General features: G+C 67.6%; 15 protein-coding genes. 7 read left to right on the forward strand and 8 right to left on the reverse strand.

All coding sequences use genetic code 11. The features are described 5' to 3' along the window. Positions 1-56: 56 nt before the first annotated feature. The 3 genes from A3Q7_RS0115390 to A3Q7_RS0115400 form a co-directional block, all read right to left on the reverse strand. Positions 57-2,267, reverse strand: coding sequence for a xanthine dehydrogenase family protein molybdopterin-binding subunit (locus A3Q7_RS0115390; protein WP_018412797.1), 2,211 nt, complete (start codon positions 2,265-2,267; stop codon positions 57-59). Positions 2,268-2,290: 23 nt separating this feature from the next. Continuing rightward, positions 2,291-2,749 carry a (2Fe-2S)-binding protein gene (locus A3Q7_RS0115395; RefSeq protein WP_026224896.1) on the reverse strand — a complete coding sequence of 153 codons (459 nt, stop codon included), beginning with the start codon at positions 2,747-2,749 and terminating at the stop codon, positions 2,291-2,293. Positions 2,750-2,829: 80 nt separating this feature from the next. After that, positions 2,830-5,004: a xanthine dehydrogenase family protein molybdopterin-binding subunit gene (locus A3Q7_RS0115400; RefSeq protein ID WP_018412799.1), complete on the reverse strand. Its 2,175-nt coding sequence runs from the start codon at positions 5,002-5,004 to the stop codon at positions 2,830-2,832. Between the two features lie 116 nt (positions 5,005-5,120). Between A3Q7_RS0115400 and A3Q7_RS19975 the strand changes: the two genes are divergently transcribed. Next, complete coding sequence (locus A3Q7_RS19975) at positions 5,121-6,080, forward strand: LysR family transcriptional regulator (RefSeq protein WP_040570700.1); 960 nt, start codon at positions 5,121-5,123, stop codon at positions 6,078-6,080. 109 nt (positions 6,081-6,189) lie between these two features. Here A3Q7_RS19975 and A3Q7_RS0115410 read toward each other — a convergent pair whose 3' ends face one another. The 5 genes from A3Q7_RS0115410 to A3Q7_RS0115430 all read right to left on the reverse strand — a co-directional run bounded on the left by A3Q7_RS0115410 (position 6,190) and on the right by A3Q7_RS0115430 (position 12,444). Then, positions 6,190-7,863, reverse strand: coding sequence for a nitric oxide reductase activation protein NorD (locus A3Q7_RS0115410; RefSeq protein ID WP_018412801.1), 1,674 nt, complete (start codon positions 7,861-7,863; stop codon positions 6,190-6,192). Then, positions 7,847-8,689: a CbbQ/NirQ/NorQ/GpvN family protein gene (locus tag A3Q7_RS0115415; RefSeq protein WP_018412802.1), complete on the reverse strand. Its 843-nt coding sequence runs from the start codon at positions 8,687-8,689 to the stop codon at positions 7,847-7,849. The genes A3Q7_RS0115410 and A3Q7_RS0115415 overlap by 17 nt, the downstream gene beginning before the upstream one ends. Further along, positions 8,686-9,726, reverse strand: a complete 1,041-nt coding sequence (locus A3Q7_RS0115420; RefSeq protein WP_018412803.1) for an aliphatic amidase — start codon at positions 9,724-9,726, stop codon at positions 8,686-8,688. The genes A3Q7_RS0115415 and A3Q7_RS0115420 overlap by 4 nt, the downstream gene beginning before the upstream one ends. 157 nt (positions 9,727-9,883) lie before the next feature. After that, entirely contained in the window at positions 9,884-11,575 is a 1,692-nt protein-coding gene (locus A3Q7_RS0115425) for a SulP family inorganic anion transporter (protein WP_018412804.1), read from the reverse strand. Positions 11,576-11,778: 203 nt separating this feature from the next. Continuing rightward, positions 11,779-12,444, reverse strand: coding sequence for a GntR family transcriptional regulator (locus tag A3Q7_RS0115430; RefSeq protein WP_018412805.1), 666 nt, complete (start codon positions 12,442-12,444; stop codon positions 11,779-11,781). Positions 12,445-12,710: 266 nt separating this feature from the next. On the opposite strand from A3Q7_RS0115430, the gene scpA reads away from it, so the two are divergent. From scpA to A3Q7_RS0115460, 6 genes are all read left to right on the forward strand, one after another. Continuing rightward, on the forward strand, positions 12,711-14,864 hold the full coding sequence (scpA, locus tag A3Q7_RS0115435) for a methylmalonyl-CoA mutase (protein ID WP_026224898.1): 2,154 nt from the start codon (positions 12,711-12,713) through the stop codon (positions 14,862-14,864). After that, positions 14,861-15,835, forward strand: coding sequence for a methylmalonyl Co-A mutase-associated GTPase MeaB (gene meaB / locus A3Q7_RS0115440; protein WP_018412807.1), 975 nt, complete (start codon positions 14,861-14,863; stop codon positions 15,833-15,835). The genes scpA and meaB overlap by 4 nt, the downstream gene beginning before the upstream one ends. A 184-nt stretch (positions 15,836-16,019) precedes the next feature. Beyond that, positions 16,020-17,552, forward strand: a complete 1,533-nt coding sequence (locus A3Q7_RS0115445) for an acyl-CoA carboxylase subunit beta (protein WP_026224899.1) — start codon at positions 16,020-16,022, stop codon at positions 17,550-17,552. A gap of 116 nt (positions 17,553-17,668) precedes the next feature. Then, positions 17,669-17,794 carry a hypothetical protein gene (locus A3Q7_RS21310; RefSeq protein ID WP_269745089.1) on the forward strand — a complete coding sequence of 42 codons (126 nt, stop codon included), beginning with the start codon at positions 17,669-17,671 and terminating at the stop codon, positions 17,792-17,794. A gap of 346 nt (positions 17,795-18,140) precedes the next feature. After that, complete coding sequence (locus A3Q7_RS0115455; RefSeq protein WP_026224900.1) at positions 18,141-20,132, forward strand: acetyl-CoA carboxylase biotin carboxylase subunit; 1,992 nt, start codon at positions 18,141-18,143, stop codon at positions 20,130-20,132. Between the two features lie 206 nt (positions 20,133-20,338). Beyond that, a complete protein-coding gene (locus tag A3Q7_RS0115460; RefSeq protein WP_018412810.1) occupies positions 20,339-23,221 on the forward strand; it encodes a CHASE domain-containing protein in 2,883 nt (960 codons plus the stop codon). Positions 23,222-23,237 lie beyond the last annotated feature (16 nt).

Consider the following 23,237-nt stretch of genomic DNA (forward strand, 5'->3'; position numbering starts at 1 on the left):
TTCCTTCATGACGCGGGCGGCGCGCGTGAGCGGCCGCCCGCGGGGGCACGCCCCGCTCAGGCCTGCAACTGTTCGCCGATCGGCAGCGTGTGGATGGCCTTGCCGGTGGCTGCGCGCAGCGCGCTCGCAAGCGCCGGGGCCAGCGGCGGTACGCCCGGTTCGCCGACGCCGGTGGGCGCGGCGGCCGACTTCACGATATGCACCTCGACCCTGGGCATTTCGTTGATGCGCAACACCGGGTAGTCGTTGAAATTCGACTGCTCGACCATGCCGTCCTTCAGCGTGATGGCGCCGGTCAGCGCAGCGGCGAGCGCGTAGCCGATGCCGCCCTCCATCTGCGCCTTGACCACGTCCGGATTCACGACCACGCCGCAATCGACCGCGCACACCACGCGGTCGACCTTGAAGCTGCCGTCCTTCTGCACCGTCACCTCGACCACTTCGGCGACGAAGCTGTTGAACGATTCATGCACCGCGACACCGCGGCCGCGCTTCGCACCGTCGGCGGCCGGCGCCAGCGGCTTGTTCCAGCCCGCCTTGTCGGCGGCCAGCTTGAGTACGCCAGCGTGGCGCGGATGCTTCTTCAGCAGCGCCAGGCGGTAGGCGACCGGGTCCTTGCCGGCGGCCAGCGCCAGCTCGTCGAGGAACAGTTCGGTCGCATAGGCGGTGTGCGTCGAACCGACCGAGCGCCACCACTGCACCGGTACCTTCACGTCGGCATTGGTGGTGTGCAGATCGACGTTCAGGTCGGGGATGGCGTAGGGCAGAGTGGCCGCTCCCTCGACCGAAGTGACGTCTACGCCATCCTTCACCAGCATGGGCTCGAATGCCGAGCCGGCGATGATGGACTGGCCGACGATGCGCTGCTGCCAGGCGATCGGCATGCCCGTCGCGTCGAGCGCGGCGCGCACGCGATGCAGATAGAGCGGGCGGTAGTAGCCGCCGCGCATGTCGTCTTCGCGGCTCCACACCAGCTTGACCGGCGCGCGGCCGTTGATCGCCTTGACGATCTGCGCAGTTTCCAGCAGGTAGTCCGACTGCGGGTTGGCGCGGCGGCCGAAGCTGCCGCCGGCATACACCATGTTCAGCTTCACGCGGTCAGCGTCGATGCCCAGCGTCTTGGCCAGCGCGAACTGATCGACGGTGTGCAGTTGCTCGCCGTTCCACACCTCGCATTGGCCGTTCTCCAGTTTCATGACGCAGTTCAGCGGCTCCATCGACGCGTGCGCCAGATAGGGGAACACGTACTCAGCCTCGATCACCTTGCCGGCCCTGGCCAGCGCGGCTTCGGCATTGCCGTCGTTGCGCGCGTTCAGGCCCGGCGTCTTCGCGCGCTCGCGGTAGTCGGCGACGATGGCATCGCTGCTGCCGCGCCAGGCCTTGGCCTCGTCCCACTCGACCTTGAGCGCGTCGCGCCCCTTCTTCGCGGTCCAGTAGTCGGTGGCGAGCACCGCCACGCCGTTCGGGATGACGACGACGTCGTTCACGCCCTTGATCGCGCGCGCGGCCTTGTCATCGACCGACTTGACGACGCCGCCGAAACGCGGCGGGTGGGCGACCACGGCGACCAGCATGCCGGGCAGCTTGATGTCCTGGGTGAAGATGGCGCGGCCGGTGGTCTTCGCCACGCTGTCCACACGCGGTGCGGCGCGGCCGATCAGGTTGAACTGCTTCGGATCCTTCAGCTTCACGTCCGCCGGCACCGGCCGTTGTGCCGCCGCCTCGGCCAGTTCGCCGAAGCCGGCCTTGCGGCCGCTGGCCGCGTGCGACACGACGCCGTTCTTCACCGTGATCTGCGACACCGGCACCTTCCACTGCTCCGCGGCCGCGGACACCAGCATCGCGCGCGCGGTGGCGCCCGCGCGGCGCATCTGTTCGTAGGAGTTGGCGATGGCGGTGCTGCCGCCGGTGCCCTGCGCCTTCCAGAACAGGTTGCTGTAGCGTTTCGCGTCGGCCGGCGCGCCTTCGACCGTCACGCGCGACCAGTCGGCGTCCAGTTCCTCGGCGACCAGTGTGGCCAGCCCGGTGTAGACACCCTGACCCATTTCCAGGTGCTTGGACACCACGGTGACCGTGCCATCGGTGCCGATGCGCAGGAAGGCGTTCGGCGAGAATTCGCCGTCGACCATCGCGCTGCCGGCGTGGCCGGGCCCGCCGGTCTCGCCCAGCGCGACGGCCGGCGTCACGATGGCCAGCGCCAGGCCGGCGCCGCCCTTGAGGAAACCGCGGCGGGTGGTCTGCAATGCGTTTTCGATGCGGAAGATCATCTGTGCGCTCCTCGGGTATGCACTCAGGCCAGCGTTTTCGCGGCTTCGTGGATGGCCGCGCGGATGCGCACATAGGTCGCGCAGCGGCACACGTTGCCGCTCATCGCGGCATCGATGTCGGCGTCGCTCGGCTTCGGATTCGAAGCGAGCAGCGCGGTGGCCGACATGATCTGGCCGGACTGGCAGTAACCGCACTGCACCACGTCCAGCTTCTGCCAGGCGGCCTGTACCGCAGCGCCGACCTTGGCCTCACCGACCGATTCGATGGTGGTGATCTTCTTGCCCTTGACCGCAGACAAGGGCGTGACACAGGAGCGCGTGGCCTGCCCGTCGACATGCACGGTACAGGCACCACACATCGCGATACCACAGCCGAATTTGGTGCCGGTCATGTTCAGGCCGTCGCGCAGCGCCCACAGCAGCGGGGTGTCGTCCGGCATGTCGACGCTGACATCGCGTCCGTTCAGATTGATCGTTGCCATGATTGAGCCCTCATCGATGGCGGTCAGGCCGCCGGTGGTGGTTGGAATGTGCGGGCAGCGCCCGCAGTTCAAATGGAAAATCAGGCCGTCGTCAGTTGCCCGGCGATGGGCAGCGTGCGGATGCGCTGGCCGGTGGCGGCGAACACCGCGTTGGCCAGCGCCGGAATGGCCAGCGATGTGCCCGGCTCGCCGACGCCGCCGGGCGCTTCGGCGCTGGACACGATATGGACTGCGATGTGCGGCATCTCGTTCATGCGCATCACGCGTGCATCGTGGAAATTGCTCTGCTGCACGCGGCCGTCGGCGAGCGTGATTTCGCCCCACAGCGCGGCGCTGAGGCCGAATACGATGCCGCCTTCCATCTGCGCCGTGACGCTGAGCGGGTTGACCGCGAAGCCGCAGTCGATGACACAGGTGACGCGGCGCACGCGCACCTCGTTGTCGGCATTCACCTCGACTTCGGCGACCTGCGCAATGTAGCTGCCGAACACATGCATGACCGCCACGCCGCGCCCGGCACGCGTACCGGCTGCCGCCTTCAGCGGCGTGCCCCAGCCGGACTTTTCCGCGGCCAGGTCGAGTACGTGCCGCGTGCGCGCATCCTTGATCAGCGCGCGGCGGTAGGCCACCGCATCCTGTCCGGCCGCGGCCGCCAGTTCATCGATGAAACCTTCCACCACGAAACCGTTGCGGGTCGGGCCGACGCCGCGCCAGAAGGCGGTGGGCACCGCCGGTGGCTCCACCCGCTGGTACTCGACCTGCACGGCTGGAATGGCATAGGGCAGTTCCACCGCGCCATCGACCGCGTCGGGGTCCACGCCATCCTTGAAGGCGGGCGGGAAGAAGCGCGCCATGATGGAGGCGCCGGCGATGCGATGGGTCCACGCCAGCGGCATGCCCTTCGCGTCCACCGTGGCGGCGATGCGGTCCAGATAGGGCGGGCGGTACATGTCGTGCTGCACGTCCTCCTCGCGCGACCAGACGACCTTCACCGGTCCGCGCACCTGTTTGCCTATGGCCACCGCCTGGGCGATGAAATCGACTTCGAGCCGGCGACCGAAGCCGCCACCCAGCAGGTGGTTGTGGATGCGTACCTGCTCCGGCTTCACACCGGCAGTCTGCGCCGCCACCGCCTGCGCGATGCCGGGGACCTGGGTGCCGACCCAGACATCCACGCCGTCCGCTTTCACGTCCACCGTACAGTTGATCGGTTCCATCGTGAGATGCGCCAGCATGGGCTGCCGGTACACCGCTTCGAAGTGGCGCGTGCCGGACTGCATGGCCGCCGCCGCATCGCCCGCCTTGTGCGCGATGGCGCCCGGGCCGGCCGACGACTTTTCCAGATGGGCGAAGATGGCCGCGCTATCCAGCTTCGCGTGCGCGCCGTCGTTCCAGCGCGGCTTGCAGGCGGCCAGACCCTGTTTGGCGGCCCACATGTGATCCGCCACCACCGCCACCGCATGGTCCAGCTTCACCACCTGGCGTACGCCCTTCACCTTCAACGCAGCCGCTTCGTCGACACCCGCCAGCGTGCCACCGAATACCGGCGAGGCGGCGACCGTCGCGATCTTCATGCCGGGCAGCGCGACGTCGATGCCGAAGCGTGCGCTGCCATCCACCTTGCCGCGCGCATCGATGCGGCGCGTAGGGGTGCCCACCAGCCGGAAATCCCGTGGATCCTTCAGCGTGACGGTGGCAGGTACCGGCAGCGTGGCGGCGACATCCACCAGCTCGCCGTAGCCGGCGCGACGCGTGCCGCCGGTTTCCATCACGACGCCGTCACGCGCGGTCAGCCGCGATGGGGCGACCGCCCACTTCTTCGCCGCCGCCTGGATCATCAGCATGCGTGCGGTGGCACCGGCTTCGCGCATCGGTTTCCAGGCGCCGCGTATCGAGGTCGAACCGCCGGTGACCTGGGCGCCGATGATGGGGTCGGCATAGCGTGGATCGGGTGGGGCATGCTCGAGCTTCACCGAATCCAGCGGCACTTCGAGCTCCTCGGCGATGAGCTGGGAAATGGCGGTGTACGTGCCCTGGCCCATTTCCACCTTGTGCATGACCAGGGTTACCACGCCGTCGCGGCCGATGCGGATGAAGGCGTTCGGCGCCAGCGCGGCGCCATCGGCCGCCAGCGCACGCGCACCCGGCAGCGTCAGTTCGATCAGCAGGCCGCCACCGGTGGCGGCGCTCAGTTTCAGGAAGGTGCGCCGGTTCAGGCCGGGACCGGAATCCGTCCTCGGTAGGGTCATCTGCATGCGGGAATCCTCCTTGCTGTGCGGGGAGAGGGGGCACGAGGCCCGGGAGGCGGCGACACAGTGCGCAACATAGCCCCTTTGTTTTTTTAGGTCGACTGGTTAATCTTTTAAGACCTATGAAGCAAAACTTAAAAATAGAGCCCACCCTCCTGCCGGCCTTCAGCGCTTTCGAATGCGTGGCGCGCCATGCCAGCTTCACGCGCGCGGCAGCCGAACTGGGCGTGTCGGCGTCGGCGCTGTCGCAGTCGGTGCGCACGCTGGAGCAGCGGCTGGGGGTGCGCTTGCTGACCCGCACCACGCGCAGCGTGTCGCTGACGGACGAGGGCGAACGTTTCTACGACGGCGTGCGCATCGGCCTGGACGAGTTTTCCGCTGCGCTGGAAGGTGTGGCGGCGTCGCGCGGGCGCGCCAGCGGCACTTTGCGCATCAATATGCCGCGGCCCGCCTATCGCGTGCTGATCGCGCCGCATCTGGCCGGTTTTTCGGTGCGTCATCCGGACGTGAAACTGGAATTCGCCCTCGACGATGGCTTCGCCGACATCGTGGCCGGGCGCTTCGATGCAGGCATGCGCATGAGCGAGGCGATCGAGGCGGACATGGTGGCGGTGCGCCTGGGCGGGCCCAACCGCATGATCACGGTGGCGGCGCCGGACTACCTGGCGCGCCGTCCCGCGCCCCTTTCGGTGGATGACCTCGGACGCCACGAGTGCGTGAGCTATCGTTTCGCGTCCAGCGGTCGCACCATGCGCTGGATGTTCCAGCGCGAAGGCCGGCCACTCGAGGTGGAAGTCGATGCGCGCTACATCGTCAACGATGCGGAAGTCGAGATCGATCTCGCCCGCCGCGGTCTGGCCATGGTGCAGACGCTGGAATCCCTGGTGTCGGACGATCTGGCGCAGGGCCGGCTGTGCGCGGTGCTGAGCGAGCACGCGACGCCCATGTCCGCGATCCATCTGTATTTTCCGAGCCGTGCGCAGATGCCGCAGCGGCTGCGCGTATTCATCGACTACTTCCAGCAAGCGAACGAACCGGCGGTGCCCGAGACGGCGAGTCGCCTGACCGCGAGCGTCGGCTAGCGGCCATCCGCCACGTCCCGGCCGGCGTCCGGTCTGGCCGCGGATCGTGCAGCCGGCCATCCCGGCCGCGCAGGACCGGCGACGGATCCGCGTGCGTGCCCCTTCATGATCATCGTCCGCGCAGGCTGTCCAGCACGGCTTCGCCGAGCCGGCCGGTATCCGCCCGCGCCTGGCAGCGGCCGGCATCGAAGGCATGGCGCAGGCCGGCCGGTGCCGCCGGACCGATGTGCAGGCAATGCACCTCGGTACCGGCGCGGCGCGCTTCGCGCACCGCCTGTTTCAGATCCTCCAGCAGATAGCGTGCGTCGTGTACGTCGATGTCGTGCGGCTCGCCGTCGGTGAGCACCAGCACGGCGGGGCGCACACCGACCGGGTGCGCGACCGCGTGCCGCAGCGCCGCACCGATGCGGGTCGAGCCATGGCTGCGCAGTCCGGCGGCGCGCGCGCGCACGCGCACGTCCAGTGCGTTCTCCCGCTCCGCCTTCAGATGCTGCACGCGCACGCGATGCCGGGTGTCCGATGCGAAGGCCCAGATGCGCACGACGTGTCCTTCGTCCTCCAGCACGCGCGCGGCCAGCAGGGCAGCCTCGCGCAGCGCATCCAGCAAGGGGCGTCCGTCTTCGCACGGGTGGCCGGTGGAGGCCGAGGCGTCGATCAGCAGCAGCAGGTCACGGCCGGCTCCGGCCGCGCGCGGCGCGCGATACAGGCGCGCCGGCGGCCGGGTACGCGCGCGCAGCGCGATGCCGGCCTCGACCAGCGCGTCGGTGTGCAGCACCTCGCCTTCGCGTTCGCGCCCGCTGCCAGGCCGACCGCCATGACACCGGACATCGCGTCGCGACAGGCGGCGCAGCGCGGGCGCCAGACGCGCCTTCAGCGCACGGCCATCCGCTTCCAGCGGCCGGCTTTCGATCACCGTGCACCAGTCGGTGCGCGTGCGCTCGATCAGGCGGTCCCACTCCGGATACTTCAAGGTGCGCAGCGGCGCCTCGGCCCACAGCGCCGCCGCGCCGCCGTCGCCGTGTCCGGCTCCGGCGATGGCTTGCGGCGGGGGGCGTTCCGCCGTTCCATCGCCCTCACCGCCGCCATGGCTGTCGGCGTCCTCCCGCTCCAGTTCGCTGGCCGAGGGCGGCAGACTGTCGTCGCTGCTCCACAGATGGTGGTTGTCGTCGCGATAGGCCGGCTCCACACGCCAGCCGGCGGGATTGAAGTACAGGCGCATCTGGCCGATGTCGTTGCCGAGCAGCGAGGCCGCTTCGCGCAGCCGCTGCGGCGTGTCGAGCGCGAGCTGTCCGTGCGGGGTGAAGAACATGCGCCGCACCCTGGCGATCCAGGCGTGGCCGTCCTCATGCCGCGGATCGAACAGCGCGTGCGCCAGCCGCACCAGCAGCGCGTCGAAGCCCATGCCCCAGCTCGCGTCGGCGACATGAAAGGGCGCCCACAGCGCGCGCAGGCCGGGCAGTGCCTGCATCGCCAGCCACTCGACGCGCGCGTCCTCCAGCGTTTCCAGCAACACCCGCTGTATCGGCTTGAGCTGCGCGCGCGGCTGCGGCGGCCCGCCCCACACGAGATGGGCGGCGGCATGCGCGGCGCGCGCCCGTGTCAGCGTCGCGGCAGCCGGCGGCAGGTGCAGCACCGGCCGCGTGCCGGCGCGCGACAGGATGGCGCGCGGCCGCTCGTCCTGCGTGGCCAGCGCAGCCAGCCGCGGCTGCACCGACCACAGGGCGGACAGATAGATGCCCAGCGCGCGCTGGCCCGTGAGCGATGCTTCAGGCGATGCAGGCATCGACCATGGCGGCCAGCGCCTGGCCCACCTCGGCGTCGTCCGACAGCGGCACCGCGATTGCCTGGCGGCAGGCTGTGCGCGGCGTCAGGCCCTCGGCGATCAGCAGGCCGGCATGGATGAGCATGCGCGTGGAGGCGCCTTCGTCCAGTTCCTCGCCCGCCAGCCGGCGCGTGCCTTCGGCCAGACCGACCAGTTGTTGCGCGAGGGCGGCATCGACGCCGGATTCGTGCGTCACGATGGCGGCTTCGCGCGCGGCATCCGGGTAGCCGAACTCGAGCGCGGTGAAGCGCTGCCGCGTCGATGCCTTCAAGGTCTTGTGCACGCCGTGATAGCCGGGGTTGTAGGACACCACCAGCCGGAAGTCCGGATGCGCGTGCAGCAGTTCGCCGGTGGCGGCCAGCGGCAACTGGCGTCGCGCATCGGTCAGCGGATGGATGAGCACCGTGGTGTCGGCGCGCGCCTCGACCAGTTCGTCCAGATAGCAGATCGCGCCATGCCGCACCGCACGCGTGAGCGGCCCGTCCTGCCAGCGGGTGCCGTGACCGTCGAGCAGGAAGCGGCCTATCAGGTCGCCCGCCGACAGGTCTTCGTGGCAGGCCACGGTGATCAGCGGCAGGCCGAGCTTCCACGCCATGTGCTCGATGAAGCGCGTCTTGCCGCAGCCGGTGGGCCCCTTGAGCATGAGCGGCAGGCCGCGCGCATGCGCGGCCTCGAAGGCGGCGATCTCGTCGCCGACCGGCGCATACCAGGGTTCGTCCCGGATGCGCCAGTCGTCCAGCGGATGGGCGGCTGTGTCGCCCGATCCGGCGGTGTGCAGCGGCTTCACTTGTGGCCGACGGTGGCCGGGTTGGGCAGACCTTCGATCGGGCATTCCTCGGTGCCCACCGTGCTGCGCGTGAATGCCTCGACCGCCTTGCGTACGCCTTCCGGATCGTTCACCCACTTCGAGTAGAACTCGTAGGGGCAGGCCGCCACGCCCTTGTCGCCTTCGCGCGAATTGATCAGGCCGGTGTAGCCGCGGTGCAGCAGCTTGAACAGGTGGTTTTCCGACTGACCGTTCTTGCGGAAGTCGCGGATGAGGCTCTTGGACAGTGCGGCGTACTGCATGCCCATCTCTTCTTCGCCGCATTCGCCCAGCGTGCGGCCGTCGAAGCCGACGATGGCCGAATGGCCGAAGTAGGTATAGACGCCGTCGAAGCCGGCGGCATTGGCGACCGCCACATAGCAGTTGTTGGCGAAGGCCATGGCCTTCGCCATGGTCACCTGCTGGTCCTTGGCCGGATACATATAGCCCTGGCAGCGCACGATCAGTTCGGCGCCCTTCATCGCGCAGTCGCGCCAGATTTCCGGGTAGTTGCCGTCGTCGCAGATGATGAGGCTGACCTTCATGCCCTTGGGGCCATCCGACACATAGGTGCAGTCACCCGGATACCAGCCTTCGATCGGCACCCAGGGCATGATCTTGCGGTATTTCTGCACGATCTCGCCCTGGTCGTTCATCAGGATGAGCGTGTTGTACGGCGCCTTGTTCGGATGTTCCTCATGGCGCTCGCCGGTCAGCGAGAACACGCCCCACACCTTGGCCTTCCTGCAGGCGGCGGCGAAGATGTCGGTTTCCTCGCCCGGGATGGCGGACGCGGTGTCGTACATTTCCTTCGAGTCATACATGATCCCGTGCGTGCTGTACTCGGGGAAGATGACCAGGTCCAGCCCGGGCAGCCCGGCTTTCATGCCGACGATCATGTCGGCGATCTTGCGTGCGTTGTCCAGCACTTCTGCCTTGGTGTGCAGGCGCGGCATCTTGTAATTGACGACCGCGACGCCGACTGTGTCCTTGCTGCTCGATATGTCCCCGTGGTGCATTGTGGCCTCCGCTGCGTAAGGGTAGGGGTGACGGATGGAAGGGGTGGAACCCGTATGTCCAGGAACCGGCGAAAGGGACCTTCCATTCTGCGAATGTGCAGCGCGAGGCCAATACGGTGAACGACGTATCGGCGTCGGGGAACCCGCGGGCTTCGGTTCAGGTGTACGCGATGCGGACCGGCGCGGGCGGCGTGCGCTGGGCGATCAGCAGCGCGTCGGTCAGGTTGCCGGCGATGCGCTGTTCGCCGATCGCGTCGGCGAAACCGGAACGGCGGATCAGCGAGGCCGGCTGTGCGTTCAGGTCGCACAGGATGAGCGCCGCGCCGCGTCGGTCCAGCGTGCGGTGGAAGGTGCGCAGGATGTCCAGACCGGTGGTGTCGAGGTGGATCACCTTTTCCAGGTCCAGGATGACCGCGTCCGGATGCCCGTCCTGCATCAACATCAGGTTTTCCAGCTTGTTCGCGGCGCCGAAGAACAGCGCGCCGGACAGCCGCCAGGCCAGGATGCGCGGCGTGCCGTCGGGCCGGTTCAGGGCATCGACGCCATAGTGCTCTTCCAGCGGCACGCGCTCGATGCGGGTGAGGTCGGACATGCGCCAGATGAAGAACAGGCTGGACAGCAGCATGCCCAGTTCCACCGCCAGCGTGAGGTCGAATACCACGGTCACCAGAAAGGTGCCCAGCAGTATCGTGCGATAGCCGGCCGAATAGCGCTTCAGTTCGCCGGGCGCGAAGGCGTGCCATTCGCCCATATTGACTGCCACCACGACGACGATGGCGGACAGCGTGGCGAGCGGAATGTGCGCGGCCAGCGGTGCCGCCGCCAGCACGATGAGCAGCAGCACCGTCGCATGCACGATGCCGGCCACCGGGGTACGGCCGCCGGTGCGGATATTGGTCGCGGTGCGCGCGATCGCGCCGGTGGCGGCGAAGCCGCCGAACAGCGGCGCGGCCACGTTGGCGATGCCCTGGGCCATCAGTTCCTGGTTGGGGTCGTGCCGGTCGTCGATCTGGCTGTCCGCCACCCTTGCCGACAGCAGGGACTCGATGGCGCCCAGCAGCGCGATCGCCAGCGCCGGCGCGATCAGCTTGCCGAGCAGGCCGAGCGACAGCGCGGGCAGTCCGAAATCCGGCAGTTCGCGCGGAATGCCGCCGAAGCGGCTGCCTATGGTGTCCACCGGCAACTGCAGCAGCACGTTGGCGCCGGTGGCGATCACCAGCACGGCGAGCGGGCCCGGCAGGCGGCGCATCCACGCCAGGCGCACCGCCAGCCTGTTCCAGCCCAGCAGCACGGTGAGCGAGGCGAGCGCCACGGCGAGCGTGAGCGGATCCAGCGTGGGCAGGGCGGACCACAGCGCCTGCATCCGGGCGAAGAACTCGCCCGGCATGACGGCGATCTCGAGGCCGAGGAAATCCTTGATCTGCGACAGGAAGATGACCACGGCGATGCCGTTGGTGAAGCCGATCACCACCGACAGCGGAATGAAGCGGATCATGCTGCCGAGCCGCAACGCGCCCAGCGCGAACAGCATGACGCCGGACATCATGGTGGCGACCAGCAGATTGGCCACACCGAAGTCGGCGACGATGCCATAGACGATGGGAATGAAGGCGCCGGTCGGGCCGCCTATCTGCACCCGCGAGCCGCCCAGCGCCGAAATGAGGAAGCCGGCGACGATGGCGGTCCAGATGCCGGTGGTGGGCGACATGCCGCTGGCGATCGCGAATGCCATCGCCAGCGGCAGCGCGAGCACGCCCACCGTGATGCCGGCCGACAGGTCGCCGGCGAAGGCGCCCTTGCCGTAGCCGGGCAGGGTGTCAAGAAGCTTGGGTCTGAAACTGAAGGTCATGATGTCTCCGCAATCGAATGAGGGGCGCTGCGCTGGGCGCAAGGCGGTGCGGAGACTGTGGCCCGTGCCCGGCATGACGCAGCACGACCCAGCGTTTGGTCGCGGTCAGCGGCATGGCGGATCACCACGGGGATTCATGTACGGATTGTGTGCGCCGGCGGGCGGGCTTGTCCAGACCGTGCGCAGTGGACGACCGGGGCCGCTCAGCCGCTCAGCGCGCGGTGGCTGCTTTCGATGTGCTCCTGCATCGCGCGCCGGGCGGCTTCGCCGTCGCGCGCCTGCAGCGCGGCGAGCAGCGTGCGGTGTTCTTCCAGCGAGGCGACCAGCCGGCCTTCCAGGTAGAGCGAATCGTGGCGCTGCAGTTTCAGCACTGCGCGCAGGTCCTCGATCATCTGCGCCATGCGGCGGTTGCCGGCGATGTGGTGGATGAACAGATGGAAGCGCTGGTTGGCGTCGAAGAAGCGGTCGATGTCGCGCGCGGTCGCGCTGTCCTCGAGCGCGGCGTGCAGGCCGGCCAGTTCGGCCAGATCGGCGTCGGAGGCGCGGCGCGCGGCCATGGCGGCGCATTCGCCTTCAAGCAGCGACATGATGGGGTAGATCTCTTCCAGGTCGCCGCCGCTGATCTGCGCGACATAGCAGCCGCGCCGCGGCTTGAGCACCACCATGCCTTCGGTGGCCAGCACCTTGAGCGCCTCGCGCAGCGGCGTGCGTGAAATGCCGTACTGCTGCGCCAGCGCCTGTTCGTCTATCCATGCGCCGGGGGCGAGTGCATGGCTCTGGATGAGCCGGCGCAGCCGGTCGGCGACCTCGATATACAGGGCGCGGGGCGCGATGGCGTCGGCGGCGGGGTTCAGGGTTTCGCTGTTCATGTGGGTCCGGAGCTTAACGCGGATGGACGGCGCTCACGCCGCTGTATCCGTTGGACGCGGCGGGGCGCGGTGTGCTGAGACACGCGCGGCCCGCCCTGTCGGATTCAGCACGGCTTCTCGCGCCGCAACATCCTCTTGCATTCATAATTATGGATAAAGTATTCTCCGTTGCGCGCTGAGTCAAGCCGGCATCGTGCATGCCGCTGCTCCGGCGCCGACCCGCAATACGCAAGTACAGCGCGCAAGTACAGCGCAAGGACAGAACCATGGCCGACACCACCGGCAGCGCCCCTCCCGACTACGCAGCATGGCTCAAGGCCGCGGCGAAATCCGCGCCGGGCGGCGACCCGGCCAGGCTGGACTGGATCACGCCGGAAGGCCTGACCGTCAAGGCGCTGTATACGCGCGCCGATGTCGACGGTCTGCCGCACGCCGACACGCTGCCCGGCTTTGCGCCCTTCGTGCGCGGTCCGCAGGCCACGATGTACGCGGCGCGGCCCTGGACCATACGTCAGTACGCCGGCTTCTCGACCGCGGAGGCGTCGAACGACTTCTATCGCAAGGCACTGGCGGCCGGCGCCCAGGGGGTGTCGGTGGCCTTCGATCTGGCCACCCACCGCGGCTACGACTCGGACAACCCCCGCGTGGTGGGCGATGTCGGCAAGGCCGGTGTGGCGATCGACAGCGTGGAAGACATGAAGCGCCTGTTCGACGGCATTCCGCTGGACAAGATCAGTGTGTCGATGACCATGAATGGCGCGGTGCTGCCGGTGCTGGCCGGCTTCATCGTTGCCGGCGAGGAACAGGGCGTGCCGCAGGCCCTGTTGTCCGGCACCATCCAGAACGACATCCTCAAGGAATTCATGGTGCGGAACACCTATATCTATCCGCCCCAGCCGTCGATGCGCATCGTTGCCGACATCATCGAATACACCGCGCGCAATATGCCGCGCTTCAACTCCATCTCGATTTCCGGCTACCACATGCAGGAAGCGGGCGCGACCCAGGGCCTGGAACTGGCACTCACGCTGGCCGACGGCATGGAATACGTGCGCACCGCGATGGCGCGCGGCATGGACGTCGACGATTTCGCCGGGCGACTGAGCTTCTTTTTCGCCATCGGCATGAACTTCTATCTGGAGGTGGCCAAGCTGCGCGCCGCACGGCTGCTGTGGAGCCGCATCATGGACGGCTTCGGCGCCAGGAGCGCCAAGTCGAAGATGCTGCGCACCCACTGCCAGACCTCGGGCTGGTCGCTGACCGAACAGGACCCGTACAACAACGTCGTGCGCACCACCGTGGAAGCGATGGCCGCCGTGTTCGGCGGCACGCAGTCGCTGCACACCAACAGCTTCGACGAGGCGATCGCGCTGCCCACCGAATTCTCGGCACGCATCGCGCGCAACACCCAGCTCATCCTGCAGGAAGAGACCCACATCACCAACGTGATCGATCCGTGGGCCGGCAGCTACATGATGGAAAAGCTGACCCAGGACATGGCCGACCACGCCTGGGCCATCATCGAGGAAGTCGAACAGATGGGCGGCATGACCAGGGCGGTCGAATCCGGCTGGGCCAAGCTGCAGGTCGAGAAGTGCGCCACCGAGAAGCAGGCGCGCATCGACTCCGGCCGCGACGTCATCGTCGGCGTGAACAAGTACAGGCTGGACAAGGAAGACGCACTCGATGTGCTGGTGATCGACAATGTCGCGGTGCGCGAGTCGCAGGTAGCGCAGCTCGCGCGCATCCGCGCCAGCCGTGACACCGCCGCGGTAAAGGCCGCGCTGGCGGCGCTGACTGCGGCGGCCGAGTCGGGCCAGGGCAATCTGCTCGAACTGTCGGTCGCCGCGATGCGCGCGCGTGCCACGGTGGGCGAGGTGTCGGACGCGCTGGAAAAGGTGTGGGGTCGTCACCGCGCGAGCACGCAGGCGGTGAGTGGCGTGTATCAGTCCGTGGTGGCCGACGACGAAGGATGGGGCGCGATGAAGGAGGAGGTCAGCCGGTTTGCCGAAGAGCAGGGCCGTCGCCCGCGCATCCTGATCGCCAAGCTGGGGCAGGACGGTCATGACCGCGGTGCCAAGGTGATCGCCACCGCGTTTGCCGACCTCGGCTTCGATGTCGACATCGCGCCGCTGTTCCAGACGCCGGAAGAGGCGGCGCGGCAGGCGATCGAAAATGACGTGCATGCGGTCGGTGTGTCGACGCTGGCGGCCGGCCACAAGACGCTGGTGCCGCAACTGATCGATGCGCTGCGCGCCCAGGGCGCGGACGACATCGTGGTGGTGGTGGGCGGCGTCATTCCTGCGCAGGACTACGACGAGCTGTACGGCCACGGTGTGTCCTGCGTGTTCGGGCCGGGCACGCCGATTCCGAAGGCGGCTCAGGATACGCTGGCCGCGATCCGGGCGAAGGTCGCGTGATCGACGCGTCCGATCAGTCACTGATCGATGGCGTTCTGGCCGGCCGGCGCCGAGCGCTGGCCAAGGCCATCACGCTGATCGAATCGACCCGCGACGATCACCGGCAACGCGCCGGCGAGGTGCTGCACGCACTGCTGCCGCGCACCGGCCGCTCGATCCGCATCGGCATTTCCGGCGTACCCGGCGTCGGCAAGTCCACCTTCATCGAGGCGCTCGGCCTGTCGCTGATCGCACAAGGGCACAAGGTGGCGGTGCTGGCGATCGATCCGTCGTCGTCGCTCACCGGCGGCTCCATCCTTGGCGACAAGACGCGCATGGAGCATCTGTCGCAGAGTCTGGATGCCTTCATCCGTCCGTCACCGTCGGCCGGCAGTCTGGGCGGCGTGGCGGCGCGCACACGCGAAGCCATGCTGGTGTGCGAGGCGGCCGGCTTCGACGTGGTCATCGTCGAAACGGTGGGCGTGGGTCAGTCGGAAACGGCGGTCGCCGGCATGACCGACGTGTTCGTGCTGCTGCAACTGCCCAATGCCGGCGACGACCTGCAGGCGATCAAGAAGGGCATCGTCGAACTGGCGGATGTGGTCGTGTTCAACAAGGCCGATCTCGACCAAGCGGCGGCCGAACGCGCGATGCAGCAGATGACCGGTGCGCTGCACCTGCTGCGTGCCGCGTCGCCCGACTGGACGGTACCGGTGCTCAAGGCGTCGGCGGTGAAGCACGACGGGCTGGAGGATTTCTGGTCGGTCATCCTGCGCTATCGCAAGGTCATGCAGGCCACTGGCGCCTGGGAGGCGCGGCGCAGCCGGCAGGCGCTGGACTGGATGTGGGCCCTGGTTGACCAGGGCCTGCGCCATCGCTTCGAACATCATCCGGCGGTGCGAGCCGCGTTGCCGGATATCCGCGCGGCGGTCGCCGCAGGCACCCTGCCTGCATCCGCCGCCGCAATGAGGTTGCTGCAGGCAATGGAGTAACACCGTGGCCCGGCGTGAGCCGGACAGCGGTGCATGAATTCGCCCTCTCCCCGCGGGAGAGGGTCGCGGTGAGGGGGGCAGCACGCATCAGCGTGCGGGTCACCGCGCACCTGCCCGGACATGAGCAAGGGTTGAGGCGTGACGCGCACATATCGGTGTGCGGGTCGAACAGGAGGCAGACACGATGCAGGACATCATCCGCAAGCTCGACGCAAAGCGCGACAAGGCCCGGCTGGGCGGCGGGCAGCGTCGTATCGAGGCGCAGCACGCGCGCGGCAAGCTCACTGCGCGCGAGCGCATCGAGGTGCTGCTGGACGAAGGCAGTTTCGAAGAGTGGGACATGTTCAAGGAGCATCGCTGCACCGATTTCGGCATGGCCGACGAATCGGTGCCGGGCGACGGTGTGGTGACCGGTTACGGCACCATCAATGGCCGCCTCGTATTCGTGTTCTCGCAGGACTTCACGGTGTTCGGTGGTTCGCTGTCCGAGGCGCACGCCGAGAAGATATGCAAGGTGATGGATCAGGCGATGAAGGTCGGCGCGCCGGTGATCGGCCTCAATGACTCGGGCGGTGCGCGCATCCAGGAAGGCGTGGCGTCGCTCGGCGGCTATGCCGAGGTGTTCCAGCGCAATGTGATGGCCTCCGGCGTCATCCCGCAGATTTCGCTCATCATGGGGCCGTGCGCGGGCGGTGCCGTGTATTCGCCGTCCATGACCGACTTCATCTTCATGGTGCGCGATTCCAGCTACATGTTCGTCACGGGCCCGGAAGTGGTGAAGACGGTGACGCACGAGGAAGTGAGCGCCGAGGATCTGGGCGGCGCGACCACCCACACGAGCAAGTCCGGCGTGGCCGACCTGGCCTTCGACAACGATGTCGACGCGCTCATGTACACGCGGCGCCTGTTCAACTACCTGCCGCTGTCCAATCGCGAGAAACCACCGGTCCGTCCGAGCAGCGACGCCGGGGACCGCCTCGACCCCAGCCTGGACACGCTGGTGCCGGCCAACGCGAACCAGCCCTACGACATGAAGGAGCTCATCGTCAAGATGGTGGATGACGGCGACTTCTTCGAGATACAGCCGGACTACGCGAAGAACATCATTGTCGGCTTCGCCCGCATGGAAGGCAGCACGGTGGGCATCGTCGCCAACCAGCCGCTGGTGCTGGCGGGCTGCCTCGACATCAAGAGCTCGATCAAGGCGGCGCGTTTCGTGCGCTTCTGCGACGCCTTCAACATTCCGGTCATCACCCTGGTCGATGTGCCGGGCTTCATGCCGGGCACCGCACAGGAATATGGCGGAATCATCAAGCACGGCGCCAAGCTGCTGTACGCCTATGCCGAATGCACGGTACCCAAGGTGACCGTGATCACGCGCAAGGCCTATGGCGGCGCCTACGACGTGATGAGTTCCAAGCACCTGCGTGGCGACGTGAATTTCGCGTGGCCGAGCGCGGAAATCGCGGTGATGGGACCGAAGGGCGCGGTGGAAATCATCTTCCGCGACGAGAAGAACGATCCGCAAAAGATCGCCGCGCGCGAAGCCGAGTACCGCGAGAAGTTCGCCAACCCCTTCATTGCCGGCAAGCGCGGCTTCATCGACGACGTGATCATGCCGCGCGAGACGCGCAAGCGCATCTGTCGTTCGCTGGCCATGCTGCGCGACAAGCAGATCGAGAACCCGTGGCGCAAGCACGGCAACATTCCGCTGTGAGGCATGCACCCTCACCCCCGACCCCTCTCCCGCTGATGCAGGAGAGGGGAGTGGTGCGTGTTCGCTGCGCAATGCCATGACATGTTCCAGAACGTACGGATCGCAGGAGACCTGCCATGTTCAACAGGATGCTGATTGCCAACCGCGGCGCCTGGCAGCGCGGCCGCGCTGCGAACATCTCTTTTCGCCTGACACGCGCGGCGTGTGGAATCGATCTCGCTGGGGAGGCTCGCCATGTCTGACAGGATGCTGATCGCCAACCGCGGCGTGTGGCAGCGCGGTCGCGCTGCGAACATCCCTTTTCGCCTGACACGCGCGGCGTGTGGAATCGATTTCGCTGGGGAGGCTCGCCATGTCTGACAGGATGCGGATCGCCAACCGCGGCGTCTGGCAGCGCGGCCGCGCTGCGAACAACCCATTTCGCCTGACACGCGCGGCGTGTGGAATCGATCTCGCTGGGGAGGCTCGCCATGTCTGACAGGATGCTGATCTCCAACCGCGGCGCCTGGCAGCGCGGCCGCGCTGCGAACAACCCATTTCGCCTGACACGCGAAGCGTGTGAAGGCGATCTCGCCGCGGGGAGCCACCATGTTTGACAAGATCCTGATCGCAAACCGCGGCGAGATCGCCTGCCGCGTCATCCGCACCGCACGCCGCATGGGCATCGCGACGGTTGCGGTGTACTCCGAGGCGGATGCCAATGCGCTGCACGTGGAGCTGGCGGATGAAGCGGTCTGCATCGGCCCGGCACCGGCGCGCGAGTCCTATCTGGTGGCCGACCGCATCATCGCCGCCTGCAAGGCCACCGGCGCCCAGGCGGTGCATCCGGGCTATGGCTTCCTGTCGGAGAACGAATCCTTCTGCGAGGCGCTGGAGCGCGAAGGCATCGTGTTCATCGGCCCGAAGACGCACGCCATCGCTGCCATGGGCGACAAGATCGCGTCCAAGAAGCTGGCGAAAGAGGCGGGTGTGAACACCATTCCCGGCTGGAACGATCCGATCGAAAGCCCGGAGCGCGCGGTCGAGATTGCGCGCGGCATCGGCTATCCGGTCATGATCAAGGCCAGCGCCGGCGGCGGCGGCAAGGGGCTGCGCGTGGCGTTCAACGATGGCGAGGCCTACGAGGGTTTCGCGTCCTGCCGCAACGAGGCACGCAACGCCTTCGGCGACGATCGCGTATTCATGGAGAAATTCGTCGAGGAGCCGCGCCACATCGAAATCCAGGTGCTGGGCGACGCCTTCGGCAACGTGCTCTACCTGAACGAGCGCGAGTGCTCCATCCAGCGTCGCCACCAGAAGGTGATCGAAGAGGCGCCGTCGCCTTTCATCGACGCGGACACCCGGCGCGCGATGGGCGAACAGGCGGTGAAGCTGGCGAAGGCCGTGCAGTACCAGTCGGCCGGTACCGTGGAATTCGTGGTCGGCCGCGACAAGTCCTTCTACTTCCTCGAAATGAATACGCGGTTGCAGGTCGAGCACCCGGTGACCGAGCTGATCACCGGCCTCGATCTGGTGGAACAGATGATCCGCGTTGCCGCTGGCGAGCCGCTGGCGATGACGCAGGCAGATGTGAAGCTGGATGGCTGGGCGATCGAGGCGCGCATCTGTGCCGAGGACCCGGCGCGCGGCTTCCTGCCTTCCGTCGGCCGACTGGTGAAGTACCGACCGCCGGTGCAGTCGGCGTCGGTGCGGGTCGATACCGGCGTGCAGGAAGGCGGCGAGGTGTCGATGCACTACGATTCGATGATTGCCAAGCTCATCTGCCATGGCAGGACGAGGGACGAGGCGATCGCGCGGCTGCGCGATGCGCTGGATGCCTTCGTGATCCGCGGGCCGAACCACAACATCGCTTTCGTGTCGGCCGTGCTGGGTCATGAGCGCTTCGCCGGCGGGCACTTCACGACCGCCTTCATCGCCGAGGAGTACCCGCAGGGCTACGACCCGGCGGTGGCGGCTTTCGAGGACGAACCCTTGCTGCTGGCGGTGGCCGCCAGCGTGCACCAGCGCTACAACGAGCGCGCGTCGCGCATCGTGGGCCAGTTGCCCGGCCATGAGTTCCGCATCAAGCCGGAGGCGGTGGTGCGGCTGCGCGGTGTCGCCCATTTCGTGCAGCTCGAGGTCGATGGCGACGATCACGTGGTCATGATCGACGGACACCCGCACCGGCTCGTGTCCGACTGGAAGGTATCCGATCCGGTGTATCGCGCCGAACTTGATGGCCGCCCTTTTGCCGTGCAGGTGGAGCGTACCGGACTGCGCTACCGGCTGCAGCACCGTGGCGTGCGCGTGGACGCCGAGGTGATGAGTCCGCGTGCCGCCGAACTGCTCGCCCGCATGCCGGAGAAGGCGGCGCCCGACATGTCGCGCTTCCTGCTGTCGCCGATGCCGGGCCTGCTGCGCGAGGTGAGCGCGCAGCCCGGACAGGCGGTGAAGGCGGGCGAGCGTCTCGCGGTGATCGAGGCGATGAAGATGGAGAACATCCTGCGTGCCGAACGCGATGGCGTGGTCGAGAAAGTGTCGGCGGCGGCCGGTGAAAGCCTGTCCGTGGATCAGGTCATCCTGGTGTTCGCGCCGCGCTGAGCGCGGTTCAGGCAGGCGTCCTGCGGCCGTTAACCTGAAGGAATGATGAACCAGACCCGGGAACCGCCGCGATCAATGAAGCCGCTCATCGGCAACGCCGACACCCTCTGCCATCGCATCGCTGCCCGGCCATGGCCGCCCTGTCGGGTGTCCGGCTCAGGGGCCGCCCCGGCGGCGGCACTGCCCGACTGAGGTGACCGAAGCGGATGGACAGGGCTGGACTGGATACCCTCGACCCGGTGGCCACGCGATTCACGCGTGCGCATGCATGGGGAAATCGTCGGCGCTGGCTGGCTATCGGTCTGCCCTGGTGCGCGCTGTGCGCCGGACTTCTGTTCACCGTGCTGCTGACCGTGTACGTGTCCATCCGCATGACGGAGGTCGACCGCGCCCGCTTCCTGCATGAGGTGGAACGTATCGAGGCGCGCATCGAGCGGCGCATGATCGCCCACGAATCGCTGCTGCGCGGCGCCGCAGGTCTGCTGCGCGCCAGCGATCATGTGTCGCGCGAGGACTGGAAGCGCTATACCGACCAGCTCGAACTGCAGCGCAACTACCCGGGCTTGCAGGGTCTGGGCCTGTCACTGCGCATCCCGTCCAGCGACAGGCGTGCGCATGAGAGCACCGTGCGCGAGGAATATCCGCCCTATGCGATCCGGCCGGACACGGCGCGCGACGAGTATCACAGCATCGTCTATCTGGAGCCCATGGATGCGCGGAATCTGCGCGCCATCGGCTACGACATGTACTCCGAACCCACGCGTGCCGAGGCCATGGCGCGTGCGCGCGACAATGGCGTGGCCGCGCTGTCCGGCCAGGTCGTACTCGTGCAGGAGGACGGGCGCGATGTGCAGCCCGGCTTTCTTCTCTATTACCCGGTCTATCGCCGCGACAGCGTGCCGGACAGCGCAGGGTCCCGGCGCGAGGCGCTGATCGGCTTCACCTACAGCCCTTTTCGCGCGCACGACCTGTTCGGCAACACCTTGCAGGCGTACAGCCGGGAACTGGGCATAGAGCTGTTCGACGGCGACACGCCATCGCCCGTGCGCAGACTTTTCCGCGCTGGTCCGGCCCCGGAAGGCGAGGCAGCGTTCACCGACCAGCGCGTTCTGCGGCTTGCCGGCCATCAATGGACCTTGCTGACGCGTGCGCCGTCCGGCTTCGCCTCGGCGCGCCCGCTGCTGTGGTTGCTGCCGCTGGGTGGCGCGCTGCTGAGCGGTCTGCTGTTCCATCTGCTGCGCCTGCTTACCCGTTCGCAGGAGGCCAGGCTGCAGGCGCAGATCAGCAGTCACGAACGGGCACGCAGCGAAAAGAGGCTGTCGGCGGTGCTGGATCACGCGCCCGATGGCATCGTCACGACCGACGAAAGCGGGCGCCTGCTGACCTTGAACCAGTCCGCGGTGAACATGTTCGGGCGCGATCCGTCCCGGCTCATCGGCCTGCCCCTGTCCCGCCTCATACCCGACCTGGATGCCGAATGCTTCCTGCGCTGGCGGAGCGAGGGGGCGGGCGCGGCGCGCTGGCAGTTCCGGGCGGAAATGTCGGCCGTGCGCAATGCGCGCCAGCATTTTCCGGTCATCGTGCTCGCCAGCCGTTTCGAGATGGACGGACGCATGAACTACACCTTGCTGCTGCACGACATGAGCGAACAGCAGGCGGCGCAGATGCGCATGCGTCTGCATGACCGTGCGCTGGAGTCGTCGGGAGAGGGTGTGGTGATACGCGATGTGCGCGATCCTGCCTACCCGGTCGTCTATGTCAATCCGGCACTCGAACGTATGATGAAACTGCGCGGCGAGGATCTGATCGGTCGCCCGTTCACGTTCTCCCGCGACGCGGATGAACGACATCCGGTCTACGACGATCTGCGCCGCGCGATCGCGCAGGACAGGACCTTGTCGACCACGGTGGAAGTGAGCCTGCCGTCCGGCGAGGTGCTGTGGCTGGCGCTGTCGAGCTCGCCGGTGCGCGACGTGACCGGGCGGGTGACGCACTACATCGACATCATCGGCGATGTCAGCGAGAGGGTGCGCTTCGAACGCACACTCATCCGCCGCACGCACCGGCTCAACGCCGTGTTCTCGCTGTCGCCGGATGGTTTCGTGACGATTGACGCGGGCGGGGTGATCAGCAACGTCAATCCCGCTTTCCTGCAGATGACCGGGCTGTCGGCGCCTGCGCTTCAGGGGCTGACCCTTGACGGCCTGGATCGTGCGATGTCCGCGCTGGCCGACCCTTCGCGGCGCTGGCCTCCCGTGGCGCAGGATGCGGCGCGGGATAGCGCCGATCACCTGTGGATGCGGATACCGGAGCCGCGTGTGCTGGAGCGACGGGTGCGCATGGTGCGCGAGGGCCGGTCCGAGACGGTACTGTACTTTCGCGATGTCACCCAGCAGATCGAACTGGATCGCGTGAAGAGCGAATTCCTCGGCACAGCGGCGCACGAGCTGCGGTCGCCACTGGCATCGATATCGGGTTTCGCCGAGTTGCTTCTGAACCGCGAGTACGACGAAACCGCGCGCAAGCGCATGTACGGCATCATCCATCGCCAGTCGCGTCTGTTGGTGAACCTGGTGAACGACCTGCTCGATCTTGGACGCATCGAGGCTCGCGCAGGCAAGGATTTCCGCTACGAGGAGGTGCCGCTCAAGTGGCTGGTGAGCGCCGCGCTGGAGAGCCTGGGTGCGATCGACGACACGCATCCGGTGGCGCTCGACCTGCCGGACAGCGAGCCCTGTGTGCGTGCCGACCGCGACAAGATGGTGCGCGTGCTGATCAATGTGCTCACCAACGCGTTCAAGTATTCGCCTCCAGGCAGCGAGGTCTGCATCGCGGTTGGCGAAGGCACGCGCGCCGGACGCGCCATGGCCGGCATATCGGTGCGCGACCACGGCATCGGCATGACGGAGGAACAGAAGGCGCGCATGTGCGAGCGCTTCTACCGTGCCGATCCCACCGGACCGGTGCCGGGCACAGGCCTTGGCATGGCGCTGGTGAAGGAGATCGTCGCGCTGCACGACGGTGACATCGATGTCGACAGCGCGCCGGGCGAGGGGACGACGGTCACGCTGTGGCTGCCGTCCCGCTGAGCGCCGGTGCGCACCG

This window comes from Methyloversatilis thermotolerans (assembly GCF_000372885.1).
Lineage (GTDB): Bacteria > Pseudomonadota > Gammaproteobacteria > Burkholderiales > Rhodocyclaceae > Methyloversatilis > Methyloversatilis thermotolerans.